General features: G+C 53.2%; 12 protein-coding genes and 6 tRNA genes. 7 read left to right on the top strand and 11 right to left on the bottom strand.

Going from position 1 to position 14,778, the window contains the following annotated elements; genetic code table 11:
* Positions 1 to 38 precede the first annotated feature (38 nt).
* The 3 genes from ACSIPU_RS13570 to ACSIPU_RS13560 all read right to left on the bottom strand — a co-directional run bounded on the left by ACSIPU_RS13570 (position 39) and on the right by ACSIPU_RS13560 (position 2,609).
* Positions 39 to 2,219, bottom strand: a complete 2,181-nt coding sequence (locus tag ACSIPU_RS13570) for an EAL domain-containing protein (protein WP_004104314.1) — start codon at positions 2,217 to 2,219, stop codon at positions 39 to 41.
* Positions 2,220 to 2,416: 197 nt separating this feature from the next.
* A tRNA-Ala gene (locus tag ACSIPU_RS13565) sits at positions 2,417 to 2,492 on the bottom strand.
* 41 nt (positions 2,493 to 2,533) lie between these two features.
* A tRNA-Ala gene (locus ACSIPU_RS13560) sits at positions 2,534 to 2,609 on the bottom strand.
* Between the two features lie 219 nt (positions 2,610 to 2,828).
* Between ACSIPU_RS13560 and ACSIPU_RS13555 the strand changes: the two genes are divergently transcribed.
* Both ACSIPU_RS13555 and ACSIPU_RS13550 read left to right on the top strand, forming a co-directional pair.
* Positions 2,829 to 3,182: a YfeC-like transcriptional regulator gene (locus ACSIPU_RS13555; protein WP_004104315.1), complete on the top strand. Its 354-nt coding sequence runs from the start codon at positions 2,829 to 2,831 to the stop codon at positions 3,180 to 3,182.
* Positions 3,183 to 3,186: 4 nt separating this feature from the next.
* Positions 3,187 to 3,579 carry a YfeC-like transcriptional regulator gene (locus ACSIPU_RS13550; protein ID WP_004104316.1) on the top strand — a complete coding sequence of 131 codons (393 nt, stop codon included), beginning with the start codon at positions 3,187 to 3,189 and terminating at the stop codon, positions 3,577 to 3,579.
* Between the two features lie 60 nt (positions 3,580 to 3,639).
* On the opposite strand, the gene gltX is transcribed toward ACSIPU_RS13550, so the two are convergent.
* Positions 3,640 to 5,058 carry a glutamate--tRNA ligase gene (gltX, locus tag ACSIPU_RS13545; RefSeq protein ID WP_004104317.1) on the bottom strand — a complete coding sequence of 473 codons (1,419 nt, stop codon included), beginning with the start codon at positions 5,056 to 5,058 and terminating at the stop codon, positions 3,640 to 3,642.
* Positions 5,059 to 5,317: 259 nt separating this feature from the next.
* On the opposite strand from gltX, the gene ACSIPU_RS13540 reads away from it, so the two are divergent.
* From ACSIPU_RS13540 to ACSIPU_RS13525, 4 genes are all read left to right on the top strand, one after another.
* Positions 5,318 to 5,393 (top strand) — tRNA-Val (locus tag ACSIPU_RS13540).
* Positions 5,394 to 5,437: 44 nt separating this feature from the next.
* A tRNA-Val gene (locus ACSIPU_RS13535) sits at positions 5,438 to 5,513 on the top strand.
* A 48-nt stretch (positions 5,514 to 5,561) separates the two neighbouring features.
* Positions 5,562 to 5,637: transfer RNA gene (locus ACSIPU_RS13530), tRNA-Val, on the top strand.
* Between the two features lie 4 nt (positions 5,638 to 5,641).
* A tRNA-Lys gene (locus tag ACSIPU_RS13525) sits at positions 5,642 to 5,717 on the top strand.
* Positions 5,718 to 6,033: 316 nt separating this feature from the next.
* On the opposite strand, the gene ACSIPU_RS13520 is transcribed toward ACSIPU_RS13525, so the two are convergent.
* From ACSIPU_RS13520 to ACSIPU_RS13505, 4 genes are all read right to left on the bottom strand, one after another.
* A complete protein-coding gene (locus tag ACSIPU_RS13520) occupies positions 6,034 to 6,918 on the bottom strand; it encodes a LysR family transcriptional regulator (RefSeq protein WP_004104318.1) in 885 nt (294 codons plus the stop codon).
* Between the two features lie 98 nt (positions 6,919 to 7,016).
* Positions 7,017 to 8,273, bottom strand: a complete 1,257-nt coding sequence (locus ACSIPU_RS13515; protein ID WP_196557862.1) for a nucleoside permease — start codon at positions 8,271 to 8,273, stop codon at positions 7,017 to 7,019.
* Between the two features lie 59 nt (positions 8,274 to 8,332).
* Positions 8,333 to 9,166, bottom strand: coding sequence for a xanthosine phosphorylase (xapA, locus tag ACSIPU_RS13510; protein WP_047720810.1), 834 nt, complete (start codon positions 9,164 to 9,166; stop codon positions 8,333 to 8,335).
* Between the two features lie 122 nt (positions 9,167 to 9,288).
* Positions 9,289 to 10,215, bottom strand: a complete 927-nt coding sequence (locus tag ACSIPU_RS13505) for a LysR family transcriptional regulator (RefSeq protein WP_004114320.1) — start codon at positions 10,213 to 10,215, stop codon at positions 9,289 to 9,291.
* Between the two features lie 89 nt (positions 10,216 to 10,304).
* Here ACSIPU_RS13505 and ACSIPU_RS13500 point away from each other — a divergent pair, with 89 nt between their 5' ends.
* On the top strand, positions 10,305 to 11,303 hold the full coding sequence (locus ACSIPU_RS13500; RefSeq protein ID WP_004104330.1) for a bile acid:sodium symporter family protein: 999 nt from the start codon (positions 10,305 to 10,307) through the stop codon (positions 11,301 to 11,303).
* Here ACSIPU_RS13500 and ACSIPU_RS13495 read toward each other — a convergent pair.
* From ACSIPU_RS13495 to zipA, 3 genes are all read right to left on the bottom strand, one after another.
* Complete coding sequence (locus tag ACSIPU_RS13495; RefSeq protein WP_004104331.1) at positions 11,300 to 11,518, bottom strand: DUF3820 family protein; 219 nt, start codon at positions 11,516 to 11,518, stop codon at positions 11,300 to 11,302. The genes ACSIPU_RS13500 and ACSIPU_RS13495 overlap by 4 nt on opposite strands.
* Complete coding sequence (gene ligA, locus ACSIPU_RS13490) at positions 11,511 to 13,535, bottom strand: NAD-dependent DNA ligase LigA (protein ID WP_004104332.1); 2,025 nt, start codon at positions 13,533 to 13,535, stop codon at positions 11,511 to 11,513. Before ligA ends, ACSIPU_RS13495 begins: the two co-directional genes overlap by 8 nt.
* Positions 13,536 to 13,609: 74 nt before the next feature.
* Positions 13,610 to 14,653, bottom strand: a complete 1,044-nt coding sequence (gene zipA / locus ACSIPU_RS13485; protein ID WP_023329891.1) for a cell division protein ZipA — start codon at positions 14,651 to 14,653, stop codon at positions 13,610 to 13,612.
* Positions 14,654 to 14,778 lie beyond the last annotated feature (125 nt).

Genomic DNA, 14,778 nt, shown 5'->3' with positions numbered 1-14,778 from the left:
TCTTCGCTAGAGAGAAAGCCGGGCAAGTCCCGGCTTTTTTACGTCCGCAGCTCGCTCAGCGGCTGCGGTTTACCTACCAGATACCCCTGGAGGTAATCGACCCCTAGCTGAAGAAGTTTTTCCCGCTGCTCCGGCGTTTCAACGTATTCCGCCACCACCTTCATCTTTTTAACCTTAGCCATTTCGATAATCGATTTGACCATAATGGCGTCCAGCGGATCGGTTTCGATATCCCGCACGAAGCAACCGTCAATTTTTAAAATATCGGCCTGCAGGCTTTTCAGCCGCTCATAGTTAGCGTAGCCGGTGCCAAAATCATCGATAGCGATAGCGCAGCCGAATTCTCGCAGCTGCTGTATGTTATACATACTGGTTTCCACATCGGAAAACGCCTGCTCTTCGGTGACTTCAATCGTTATCGCCTCCGCCGACAGGTTATAGCGTTTAAAAAGCGAGATAATTTGCGTCGCGCTATCCTTTTGCATCAGCGTATAGGGCAGCAGATTCACGGAGAAGTGCTGCCCTTGATGGTGCCTGAGCGAGCTGAACAGCGTTTCCAGTACCTGCATATCAAAGCGCTGGCTCAGATTAAACTGCGCGATCGGCGGAATAAACTTATCGGGCGTAATGATGTTATTACCGCAGCGCATACGGCAAAGAACTTCATAGTATCCCTTTCCTGCGGCATCGCGGATGGGCTGGGCATACAGTACCAGACCGCGCTCATTAAGCGCCTGCTTAATCTGCGCCAGCAGCCGGACCTGTTCGCTTGTTTGATCGGAAATCTGTTCCTGAGCGGCGTCAAGCGCTAACACGCGACGAGCCGCGCCGGCCTGCTCCGATAGCCAGCTAAGCTGACCAAGCATCGGGTGAATATCCGATTCGGTACCGCTATAGCCTCCCCACGATGCGCCAAACTCGAGATCCAACGTCTGGTTGTTCCAGCTGAACTTCTTATGGTTAAGCGTGGAAACGATATGATTTAAACGCGCCTCAGGTTCAGGGCCGTTTAGCACCAGCAATAGCTCACTACCGGGAAGCTGAAAAATCCGCTCTCCCTGAGACAATAGCGGCTGTAGCTTACAGGCGATTTGCCGTTTGCTCTCAACCCTCATCATCATGCCGTAATGGCGGCTAAGGAAATCCAGATTCTGTATTCGCAGGCTGCTTATAGCAACCGCGGGGTTACGCTGCAGATGACTCTCCAGCGCACGCAAATTGGGCAAACCGGTTAGCGGATCTTCTTCCGCCTGGTCTCGCCATCTGAACTTCATTCTTTCACTGCGCGCGTAGATATCCGCCATATAAAACAGACAGATAGTGAAACAAATTAGCACCGAAAGCACAAATGACAGGGAATATTCAGTTTGTACCCCATGCAAAAAATTCTGGTTATAGGCCACGAGTAAAAATGCTGAAACGGACCACGAAATGCGAATCAGCGTATGCGCCAGACGACTAATACCAATAAAGTATAAAATGAAAATAAGAGGAACTAAATAACCAGCAATAAAAACAGAATCATAAGGCGTACATAGCACCAGTAATATTGCCGCCAGCGCTACAAACCAGTACAGCGTAAATACTCGCTGCTCGCGCACTTGCCATGAATGACAAAGATTGCGCCAGAATACTCGCGCATATCGCGGACTGATAATCATCCGCAACGGATAATAAAAGAAGGTCGTAAAAATTAACGCAGCGCTAATCAGGCTCTGTATATCGATAACGGTGTAGATAACCGACATATTGCCGAAATAGCTGGAAATCGCCAGCGGAAACGAAAAGAAGCGCCCCGCCAGATACATTGTGATCTTGAGCAGAATTGGCGCGAAGAAACCGCCCCAGAAAACCCTCACGCCCATATGTTTCGCCGTCAGCCCGGCGCGCCAGCGCCTTCCAAGCTGATAACGGACAATAGCGCAGGAGAGGAATACCGAGAAGAGCTGGCAAAAAAGCAGGATGACCGCCTGAGTGAAGGTCAGATCGATTATCCAGGCATTGGTAATCGCAAACGCGATTACCAATGGAGCAACGGCATAGCGGCCAAAAATAAAAAGCACAGCATACATTAAGCTCAACGGCAGCCATGCCAGATAAATTTGATTTCCGTCAATAATAGTTTGAGGAGAAATAAATCTGGACAGCGGAATGGCTATAAAGCAGACCAGAAGGGCCAGCAGAGTTTTTTTGATCTTAATGTTAAAATGATCAATCATTATTGTTAATTAAAACTCCTGCGGCAACAAATATATTTAGGCAGCAAATATTATGTTGCTTAATAAAGGCAGGCAAGATTTTAAATAGTGAAAAAATCTGAAATTACTTAACGCGGAGATTTACTGACTTATTCAGAAAGTACTTTACATTTCCCTGATAAAAACAAAAACCCCCGCCGCAGCGAGGGTTCGGAATTTGGTGGAGCTAAGCGGGATCGAACCGCTGACCTCTTGCATGCCATGCAAGCGCTCTCCCAGCTGAGCTATAGCCCCACAGGACCTCTTTACGAACCAAATCTGCTGGGTGCAGGATTTGGTGGAGCTAAGCGGGATCGAACCGCTGACCTCTTGCATGCCATGCAAGCGCTCTCCCAGCTGAGCTATAGCCCCGTAACGTAAAGCGTGTCGTGTTGACGGGCGGCATAATATGAATTCCTTCGTCAGGTGTCAACGGCAAAATGAATCCCCGCAATTTGATCGCTGAAAAAGCAGGCAAACGGCTGACATTGCGAGCCTTATCGCAGCCAGAAGCTAAACATGTCACTCTTTCCTGTAAAAGGATGCTATAACATGTGCAACTAATTCCCACATATTTACTCAGGAAATAGTATGCTCAAGGAACGAATGACACCTGAAGAAATAGCGCATCTGACTGGCTTCAGTCGGCAAACCATAAACAAATGGGTACGTAAAGAGGGGTGGCAAACCTCCCCGCGCCCCGGCGTTCAGGGCGGTAAAGCGCGCCTCGTACATGTCAATGAGCAGGTTCGCGAATTCATACGCAGCGCGCAGCGCGTGGCCGAAAACCCGGTCCCCTACTCCGCAACGGATAACGAACTGGAATCTCTGCTTCTTACGCTGTGCAAAGAGATGACGCCGGGTGAGCAAAAGTTGCTGATGTCGCTGCTGTTGCGTGAAGGGATCACCGGATTACTCAACCGACTGGGTATCCGAGATCGGTGAAAGCATGATGAAACTTAAAGATAAAATGACGCCAGCGGAGCTCGCCGAGAGTCTTAACCTCGCCCGACAAACCATAAACCGCTGGGCCAGAGAACAAAAATGGCGGACGGAACCGATACCCGGAGTCAAAGGGGGGCGCGCTCGTCTTATCGTCATCGACAGGCCGGTTATCGATTTCCTCGCCAATATTCCGGCGCTACGGCATCTGGCGATAGATAATCAGCTGGCTGAACAGCCCGTCAAATACTTTGTGAATGATGCTGACGCCATATGGCGGCAGATTGTCGAAACCATGCACCTGATGACCCCGACCGAACAGTTACACCTGCGCGATCTTCTTGCGCGCGAGGGGATTAGCGGATTTCTCTCCCGGCTTGGTATTACTGATGCAAAGTAGCAGGCAAAAAAAACGGCGGGGTTAGCTATCCCCGCCGTTTTGCAATGTCTGTTTCAAGTATCAGGATTGTTGGCTTTCGCGTTCAGCAATAAAGGCCAGCGCCTTATTGATACGTTCTACGCTACGGGATTTGCCAATTGCATGCACGGTCACATCAAGCGCCGGAGACTGGCCTGCGCCGGTTACGGCAACTCGCAGCGGCATCCCGACTTTGCCCATCCCGACTTCCAGTTCATCAGCCGTCGCCTGAATCGCGTGATGAACATTTTCCGCAGTCCAGTCACTGATAGCGGCTAATTTATCGCGTACCACTTCCAGCGGCTGACGAGCAACAGGGCGCAGGTGCTTTTTCGCCGCATCGGCATCAAACTCGGCAAAATCTTCATAGAAATAACGGCAGCTCGCCGCCATCTCTTTCAGCGTTTTGCAGCGTTCGCCCAGCAGCTTAACCAGCTCAGCCAGCTGCGGGCCGTTACGGGTGTCGATATTTTCCTGCTCAATGTGCCACTGTAAATGCGTTGCCACATATTCCGGGGCCAGCGAGTTGATATAGTGATGGTTCAGCCACTGCAGTTTTTCGGTGTTGAACGCGCTCGCAGATTTGCTCACCGCTCCCAGGCTAAACAGCTTAATCATCTCTTCGCGAGAGAAAATTTCCTGGTCGCCGCTTGACCATCCCAGACGCACCAGATAGTTCAGCAGCGCTTCCGGCAGGTAGCCGTCGTCGCGATACTGCATAACGCTGACCGCGCCGTGACGCTTGGATAATTTTTTACCGTCATCGCCGTTAATCATCGAAACGTGGGCGTAAACCGGCACAGGCGCATTCAGCGCTTTCAGGATGTTAATCTGGCGCGGTGTATTGTTGATATGGTCTTCACCACGAATAACGTGGGTGATTTCCATATCCCAGTCGTCAACCACGACGCAGAAGTTATAGGTTGGAGAACCATCGGTACGGCGAATAATCAGATCGTCCAGCTCATGGTTGCTGAATTCGATCGGACCGCGAATCTGGTCGTCAAAAACAACGGACCCCTCTTCCGGGTTGGCAAAACGAACAACGCAAGGTTCATCATCAGCATGATGTTCGTGACCATGGCGGCAGCGACCGTCATAACGCGGCTTTTCGCCTTTTGCCATTTGTTCTTCACGCAGCGCTTCCAGACGCTCTTTAGAGCAATAGCATTTATAGGCCGTGCCCGCTTCCAGCATTTCATCAATGACGGCGTTATAGCGATCAAAACGCTTGGTCTGGAAGTACGGACCCTCATCCCATTCCAGGCTCAGCCAGTTCATACCATCCATGATGGCTTCAATGGCCTCCGGCGTGGAGCGCTCAAGATCGGTATCTTCAATACGCAGCACAAACTCACCGCCGTGGTTACGTGCAAAAAGCCAGGAATAGAGAGCAGTACGCGCGCCGCCAACGTGCAGATAGCCTGTCGGGCTGGGCGCGAAGCGAGTTTTGATTTTCATGAAGTGGCCTTACGTTTGATAAAGGTGCCGACACGCGGCAGTGTTCGTTGGATTTTATGGAGGAATATTCTAACACCGTGGGCTGATTCCTCAATGTTGTTACCGTTTCAACGTCAAGCTTTACCCTTTTTGTTTATAAATCATGCGTCATAGATGACATTGCGATCGTTTTGTTTAATTTTACGACGAACAAACAAATTATTTAGAAAAGGCGTTGACTCATTTTCAACTCTCCCTATAATGCGACTCCACACAGCGGGGGTGATTAGCTCAGCTGGGAGAGCACCTCCCTTACAAGGAGGGGGTCGGCGGTTCGAACCCGTCATCACCCACCAACTACTTTACGTAGTCTCCGCCGTGTAGCAAGAAATTGAGAAGTGGGTGATTAGCTCAGCTGGGAGAGCACCTCCCTTACAAGGAGGGGGTCGGCGGTTCGATCCCGTCATCACCCACCACTTTCTCGCCAGCTGGATTTCTTGTCATAAAATGTGAAGTACCGAAGTGGGTGATTAGCTCAGCTGGGAGAGCACCTCCCTTACAAGGAGGGGGTCGGCGGTTCGATCCCGTCATCACCCACCACTTCGGGTCGTTAGCTCAGTTGGTAGAGCAGTTGACTTTTAATCAATTGGTCGCAGGTTCGAATCCTGCACGACCCACCAATGCAAAAAAGCGCCCTAAAGGCGCTTTTTTGCTATCTGCGATTCAAAAGATTCGAACATGCTGCAGGTTCGAGTCGACAAAATTGTCGGGAACAATTTTGTACAACGCGTAGCGTTGCCCGAAGGGCGAGTCTCAGGATGAGACGAGTAGCGAAGAGAGACAACGGAGCCGCCTGCGGCGACGGCCCGAAGGGCAAGCGAAGCGAGTCATCCTGCACGACCCACCAATGTAAAAAAGCGCCCTAAAGGCGCTTTTTTGCTATCTGCAATATACGAAACCGGCACAGGCCTTCATCTTGCTATCCGGCACTGACCATCAATTCACCAGCGCCGCTACCAGCTTCTCCAGCGCGGGCGTCGCCTGTTGTTGGTCATAGACAATATACAAGTCAGCGGGTATGCGCTCTTCCAGCGGACGAAACACAACGCCCGGCCAGGTCATTTGCGCATAGCTATCGGCGATGAGCGTAATACCAATTCCCATGCTGACCATAGCCAGTACCGTTTGCGGCTCCATCACTTCACGGATAATCATCGGCAAGAATCCGGCACTCTGACAGACGCGCTGCAAAAACGTCCAGTCGGTATGTATTGAAGGCATCGTAACAAAATATTCGTTACGCAGCGCCGCAAGCGGGATCGCCTCAAGCATCGCCAGCGGATGCTCCTCCGGCATGGCCACCAGAAAAGAGGACTCGTGCAAACGCAGGCTGGTAAATCCTGGCGTAGGCGCTGTCGCCATCCGCCACACGCCGGCATCCAGCTCCCGTCGCTCCAGCATCGCCATCTGCATGGCGGGCATGTTCTCGCGGAAAAGCACCTCTACGTTAGGGTTCTCTTTCAAAAAACGCCGCATTACCGGGCGCATTTTCCCCCACATCGCCGTACCTATCACGCCCAGTTCTACCCTCCCCGCCTCACCCCGGCCAATCTGCTCAACTCGCGCCAGCGCCTGATTGGCGCTGGAAAGTAGGCGGCGGGACTCCTCCATCAGAATTTTTCCAGCATGGGTCAACGCCACGCTACGAGAGTGGCGAACAAACAGCAGCGTACCGAGCTGCTGCTCCAGCTCCTTGATGTGGATACTAAGCGGCGGTTGCGACATGTTCAGACGGGCAGCCGCACGACCAAAATGCAGCTCTTCTGCGACAGCCAGAAAATAGCGCAATAATTTCAGATCGATACGATGCGTGCGTTCCATGGGACATGCGCTCCTGAGGCGAAGGATAATGCGCAAAGTTACCACACTGCATCCTGGAAAATGAAACGGCAGAGTATAAACTCCGCCGCTGAAGAAGATTAATGCGTCAGCGCTTTGTTGATAAGTTTCTCAGGCTCATGTTGATAGCGGAAGAACAGGGCAAAAATAACCGCCAGCAGTAATGAATAGGCGGCGAACACCAGCCAGATAGTCTGCCAGTCTTTTACGCCATCAATAGAGAAGTAATCGACGGCCATACCGCTCAGAACTGAACCAACCCATGCTCCAATGCCGTTCACCATGGTCATAAACAGGCCCTGGGCGCTGGCGCGAATATTGGCACTGACCTCCTGCTCAACAAATACCGATCCAGAAATATTAAAGAAGTCGAATGCGCAGCCGTAAACAATCATCGACATCAACAGCAACACAAAACCGAACGGAGAGGGATCGCCAAAAGCGAAAAGGCCAAAGCGCAGCGTCCATGCCAGCATACTCATCAGCATGACTGTTTTGATGCCAAAGCGTTTAAGAAAGAACGGTATGGTGAGGATGAAAGCGACCTCCGCCATCTGCGACACCGAAAGCAAAATTGAGGGATAACGTACGACAAAGCTGTCGGCAAACTCCGGATTGCGGGCAAAATCATGCAGGAAAGGATTACCGAAGACGTTAGTTATTTGCAGTACCGCTCCCAGCATCATCGCAAAAAAGAAGAAAATGGCCATCCGCGGATTTTTAAATAACACGAAGGCATCCAGCCCCAGCCGGCTGGCCAGGGTGGTTCCGGCTTTCTTCTCGACGACAGGAATTTTCGGTAACGTAAATGCATAAATCGCCAGTAATAGCGACGCGGCAGAGGCGATATATAGCTGTGCGCTGCTTAACTCCAGCCCCATCAGGCTCACCGTCCACATTGCGGCAATAAAACCGAGAGTGCCAAAAACGCGAATGGGAGGAAACGCGGTCGCCGGATCCTGGCCGGACTGCGACAGACATGAATAGCAGACGCTGTTAGACAAGGAGATAGTGGGCATGTAGACCATCGCGTTAATGAGCATCACCCAGAACATCGTATCCGGATCGGTCACGGCCGTCGCATAAAGAAGCACTCCCGCGCCAACCAAATGGCAGAACATATAGGCCCGTTCTGCACGAAGCCATTTATCAGCAATGATCCCCATGATGCCGGGCATGATAATGGCCGCCAGCCCCTTAGAGCTATACACCATGCCGACGTTTGCGCCGGTGAAATGCAGCGTATTGATCATGTAAGAACCCAGGGTGACCAGCCAGCTTCCCCAGATAAAATATTGCAAAAACGACATGAGCTTTAAGCGAGAAGCGATACCCATTTTTTCCGTTCCTTGCCATTAAAGTAAGACCCCGCAAGCGAGGTCAATATTTATTATTTTCAGGCCAGTTTGCGTAAGAAGCCGCAGATCAGGTTGATAAAGTTCTGCCGGGAGAGTTCGGCCGCTGCCAGGGTTTGCGCGTGGGATAACTTCACATCGCCCAGACCTTCAGCCAGATTAGTAATCGCTGCAACAGCCACCACTTTCAACCCGCAATGGCGGGCGCTTATCACCTCCGGCACCACGGACATTCCCACCACATCGCCGCCGATAATTTGCATCATGCGGATCTCAGCCGCCGTTTCAAAATTCGGCCCGGGATAGGAGACAAATACGCCTTCAGTCAGCGGAAAACCCTCCTCTGCCGCAACGCCCTGTAGAACGGCGCGATAATCCGCATCATAGGCATTTGCCAGCGAGAAAAAGCGCTCGCCGAAGCGTTCATCATTCAGGCCCACCATCGGCGTACCCGGCATAGTATTAATATGATCGCTCAGCGCCACCAGACTTCCCGGCCCCACTTCCGGACGAAGAGAACCGGCTGCGTTAGTACAAAACAGCAGTTCACATCCCAAAAGCTTTAGCGTACGGATGGCATCGGTCATGACCTTCATGCCGCGCCCTTCGTAGAAGTGCCCCCGCCCCTTCATGCAGGCAACCGGTACGCCGGCCAGGTTTCCCAACACCAGCTCGCCGGCATGGCCGTGAACGGTACTCACCGGGAATCCAGGCAGCTTCTCGTATGAAATTGCCACTGCATCTTCAATTTGCTCCGCTAGCGCCCCAAGACCCGAACCAAGAATAAAAGCCACCCGCGGCATAAAGTCCGGCTTATATCCGCGAATGATGTCTGCGCTATACCATGGGTTCTGTGAAAAAAGCGTGTCGCTCATAAGCTGTCCTTAGAAACTGAAGAATCGATAAGTTAATTGGCTACCATGATGTTATAACGAGGGTACGCAATCGATTACCAATACAGTTTTCCCGGACGTTCGATATCAAAAAGCTATTGATTTCATTTCTGATACAAGGGGTCATTCTCGCGCAAAGCGGTCAGCTGGCCAGCCTGATGCCGCACCACCTCCCACAGCGCTTCTGCGGCAGTTGAAAGCGAGCGATTTTTACGCCGCGCCAGCATCAGCTGACGCTCCACCACCGGAGTGAGTCGTTTCACCTGCAAATGGCTGCCCTGAGGAAGCGGCAGCGCTAATGCGGGTAAAATACTGATACCTATCCCCGACTCAACCATCGGAAATAGCGTGGCCGGATGACCGATTTCCTGCACGATATTCGCTTTAACGGCAAATCCCGAGAGCGCGGCGTCAATCAGCGGACGACTACCAGAAGCATAATCCTGCAGAACCAGCCGCTGCTGCTGGAGGTCTTGCCAGTTCACCGCGCTCCGTCCGGCAAAAGGGTGATCGCTACGGCAAAGCAACAGAAAAGGTTCGGCGAGCACCGTCTCACACTGTAAATCGGTAGCAGCGCCAGGATCGATCACAATGCCAAAATCCACTTCCCCCTGGCGGATACTCTCCAGCACCCACTGCTGGGGGCGGTCGTGTAGTACGAAATCGATTTCCGGATAACGACGGTTGCTGTCGGCAATGCACTGCGGGATAAGATGGGCGGAAATAGTCTGGCTGGCCGCCACCCGGACGGTTCCCATCAGCTGCTGCCCGACGCGTCCGGCCTCTCGCAGCGTGCCGTTTAGTTCATCCAACAGACGCTCAAGCCGGGCCGCGAGCTGCTGGCCGGCCTCCGTAAGCACCACTTCGCGCGTCGTTCGGTCAAGCAAGCGTACCCCGGTCTGATGCTCCAGCTCTTTGACGCTATGGCTTACCGCTGACTGGCTAAGGCCAATACTCTCCCCTGCCCGGCTAAAGCTTTTGACGCGAGCAACGGTCACAAAAACCTTCAACTGTCGTAGCGAGTAATTCATCTCTTTTTTTCATGAATAGATGCAATAAATCGATTTTATTTCTCAAACTAAAGAAAGCACAATAGCGACATCGATTTTCAGGAGCGTTTATGAAATTTTTCCGCATTCTTGATCCATTCACCCTAACGTTAGTCACCGTCGTCCTGCTGGCCTCTTTTTTTCCTGCTCGCGGCGGATTTGTCCCCTTCTTTGAGCATTTAACTACCGCCGCCATCGCGCTGCTGTTTTTTATGCACGGCGCCAAACTCTCGCGTGAGGCGATCGTTGCCGGAGGAAGCCACTGGCGTTTACATCTCTGGGTCATGTGCAGCACGTTTATCGTTTTTCCCGTGCTTGGCGTGCTGTTTGCCTGGTGGGCGCCTGTCAACGTCGATCCGGCGCTATACACCGGGTTTATTTATCTCTGCATTCTGCCAGCCACCGTCCAGTCGGCCATCGCGTTTACTTCCCTGGCGGGCGGTAACGTGGCGGCAGCGGTATGCTCGGCCTCGGCCTCAAGCCTGCTGGGGATCTTCATTTCGCCTTTGCTGGTCGGCCTGCTGATGAATCTGCACGGCGCGGGCGGGAGTCTGGAGCAGGTCGGTAAAATCATGCTGCAGCTGCTGCTGCCGTTTGTGCTGGGGCATCTTTCTCGCCCATGGATTGGCAACTGGGTGACAAAACATAAAAAGTGGATCTCAAAAACCGATCAGACCTCTATCCTGCTGGTCGTTTATTCGGCATTCAGCGAGGCAGTCGTGAACGGTATCTGGCACAAAGTGGGTATCGGATCGCTGCTGTTCATCGTTATTGTCAGCATCGTGCTGCTGGCAATTGTGATAGCTATTAACGTGTTTGTAGCGCGCAGGTGTGGGTTTAATAAAGCGGATGAAATTACGATTGTCTTCTGCGGGTCGAAAAAGAGCCTGGCGAACGGCATTCCAATGGCCAATATTCTCTTCCCGACCTCAATCCTGGGGATCATGGTGCTGCCGCTGATGATCTTCCATCAGATTCAGCTCATGGTGTGCGCAGTGCTGGCGAGGCGCTATAAGCGCCAGGCCGAAGCATTGCAGGCGCAGGAAAAAAACCGCGCCTCCGAAGCTTAACGCGGACGCTTAAGGGGCTGGACCAGACCGGTCAGCCCCTCTGTTTTAATCAACAGGGTTAATGCCATCAGTTCGCCGAGATGCCCGGCAGGAAATTGATCCTTACGGGCAAACCACAGCAGATACTCTTCCGGCACATCAATTAATCGACGGCCTTTGTACTTGCCAAACGGCATTTCCGTATTGGCAATTTCAATAAGCTGCTCTTTATCCACGCGACTCTCCGAGCAGGCGCAGCATTTCGTCTTCATCGATTACCGCAATTCCCAGCTCCTGCGCTTTAGCGAGCTTAGAACCCGCGGCCTCCCCGGCGATAACCAGGTCGGTTTTCTTCGACACGCTGCCCGCAACCTTCGCGCCCAGCGCAACCAGCTGCGCTTTCGCATCGTCACGAGAGAGCTGGCTCAGGCTACCGGTCAGAACAATCGTTTTTCCGGCGAACGGGCTATCAATCTCTTCAGCATTGACCACCACCGGCGCAGGCCAGCGGACGCCCTCTTTACGCAGCTGAGCGATAACTTCGCGGTTGCTCTCTTCGGCAAAGAAATTACGCACGTGCGTGGCGACGACAATCCCGACATCCGGCACTTTTTGCAGATCGTCAATCGAGGCCTGCTCAAGCGCCTCAATAGTGCCAAAGTGGGCCGCTAAACCGGCTGCCGTCGCCTCACCCACTTCACGGATCCCCAGCGCATAAAGAAAACGAGCGAAGGTGGTCTCTTTTGACTTATCCAGGGCATCCACGATGTTCTGCGCTGATTTTGGCCCCATGCGATCGAGCCCGGTGAGTTTACCCGGCGTCAGCTGAAAGAGATCGGCTGGCGTGTGCACATACTCTTTTTCTACCAGCTGATCGATGATTTTATCGCCCATACCATCGACGTCCAGAGCGCGACGGGAGACAAAATGCTTGAGCGACTCTTTGCGCTGCGCGCCGCAGATCAATCCGCCGGTACAGCGCGTTACCACTTCGCCTTCAACGCGTTCGACGTCGGAGTGGCATACCGGACAATGGGTTGGGAACACGATTTCCCGCGTCTCTTCCGGGCGTTCTGAGAGCACAACGTTCACGACCTGGGGAATCACATCTCCGGCACGACGAATAACTACCTTATCGCCGATGCGCAGTCCCAGGCGCTCGATTTCATCGGCATTATGGAGGGTCGCGTTGCTGACCAGTACTCCGGCGACGTGTACCGGCTCAAGACGCGCAACCGGCGTGATGGCGCCGGTTCGCCCGACCTGAAACTCAACGTCGCGCACGAAAGTCATCTGCTCCTGCGCCGGAAACTTAAACGCCACCGCCCAGCGCGGCGCGCGGGCTACGAAGCCAAGCTGTTCCTGTAACGCAAGCGAATCGACTTTGATCACCACTCCGTCGATATCAAATCCCAGATTCGGTCGATCTTCTTCCACCTTGCGATAGTAAGTAAGCACTTCCTCTGGCGTATGGCAGAGTTTTACGCGCTCGCTGACCGGCAGCCCCCAGAACTTAAACTGCTGCAAGCGTGCCGAGTGGCTGGCCGGCAGCTCGCCGCCTTCCAGCACGCCCACGCCATAGCAAAAGAAAGTGAGCGGACGCTTCGCGGTAATCCGCGGATCGAGCTGACGTAAAGAACCTGCTGCGGCGTTACGCGGGTTAGCAAAGACTTTCCCCCCGGTTCGCCGGGCCTCTTCATTAATTTTTTCGAACCCTGCCTGCGGCAGAAACACCTCTCCGCGAACCTCAAGCCGCTGCGGAATATTGTCGCCGCGTAGCTTCAGGGGGATCGCGCGGATGGTACGCACGTTGGAGGTAATATCTTCACCGGTCGTTCCATCTCCGCGGGTCGCCGCCTGTACCAGCAAGCCGTTCTCATAGAGGATACTGACCGCCAGGCCATCCAGCTTGAGCTCGCAGCAGTAGGTAAGATCATCACTATTTTTCAGACGGTCCTGCACCCGCTTGTTAAACGCGAGGAAACTCTCCTCATCAAAGACGTTATCGAGCGACAGCATCGGAACTTCATGGCGGATCTGGCTAAAGGAGGCTAGCGGTGCGGCGCCGACGCGCTGGGTGGGCGAGTCTGGGGTGATCAGCTCCGGGTGCTGAGCTTCCAGCTCGCGCAGTTCACGCATTAACCGGTCGTATTCCGCATCAGGAATTTCCGGCGTATCCATGACGTGGTAGAGATATTCATGATGGCGAAGCGTGGTTCGCAGTTCAGTCAGTTTTTGTTCGTTCGATTCCATATCACACCATCAATGATAAAAAACCCCCGACGGGCGGGGGTTCAGGATAAGTAGATTAAACGCAAAAAGCGGGATCAGGCGTTCGCCTCTTTTACTTCACGAATGCGATCCTGATATTCACGCAGTTTTTGCGGCGTCATCATACGACGCTGGTCGTCCAGCACCACGCCACCGACTTCATCGGCGATGTACTGCGCGGACTGCAGCATCAGCTTAAAGTTTTGCAGTTCATCGCCAAAGGACGGAACCTGCATAAAGATAGTCACCCCAGGGGTCATCATATCCGCCATGCTGTCCGGATTAAAGGTGCCAGGTTTAACCATATTCGCCAGACTGAAAAGCACCTGGCCGCTACCGTCCGGGCTCAGGTGACGATGGAAAATATTCATATCGCCAAATTTGAAGCCCGCCTGCTGGATACTGTTGATGAGCAGCTCGCCGTTAAGCTGCGAGCCATGATGCGCGGCGACGTTCATCACGATGACCGTCTCCTTGCGCTCTTTAGGCTGCGGCGCTGCCGGCTGCGGCTCAGGGGCCGGAGGTTCAGGCGTCGGCTGCGGCTGCGGAGCGGCAACAGGCTGCTGTTGAACCGGCTGCTGCACATGCTGAACGGGTTGCTGCACATGCTGCTGTGGCTGCGGCGATTGCTGTGGCTGCGTTTGCGGCGGCTGCTGGGGCTGCACGGGCTGTGTCACCGGCTGCTGCGTCGGCGCGGCATAATGCGGTTGCTGAACCGGAGCCTGAGAGTGAACTGGCTGCTGATGCGGCTGCTGCGCTGCACGGGCAGGCTCTTCCGGGCGCACAGGCTGCTGCGCCTGACGCTCATAAGGAGGCTGATACTGGTGCTGCGGCGGCTGACGAGGTGCTTCATGCTCCCCATGAACGCCGTTCGGCGCATGACTCGCCCGATGAACCCGGACTTCACCAACGCCTTCAACATCGTCATCAAAGTCGTCGCCTTCCGACTCTTCATCGTCGCGAGACTTCATACGTTTCAGTGGGCGATCGCGAAACATCGAGGAACGTTCTTTACGGCTGGTCCAAAAACCGTGCACCAGTAAAGCGATTATGGCGATCGCGCCAACAATGATTAATATCAGACGCAAATCCTGCATCATTATATTCTCTGTTGTTCTAACACCTTGCCACCACGGCAAACATTTACTCACTAAGAGTATTTGCCGATTACATCAAGTGCAAGTGCGTCTGGGGCTTTCACTACATAAAGATGAACTAAATCGTG

It is taken from the genome of Klebsiella sp. HN106 (assembly GCF_051209435.1).
Lineage (GTDB): Bacteria > Pseudomonadota > Gammaproteobacteria > Enterobacterales > Enterobacteriaceae > Klebsiella > Klebsiella oxytoca.
The sequence above is the reverse complement of the archived record's forward strand: the minus strand, read 5'-3'. Positions and strand labels throughout refer to the sequence as shown.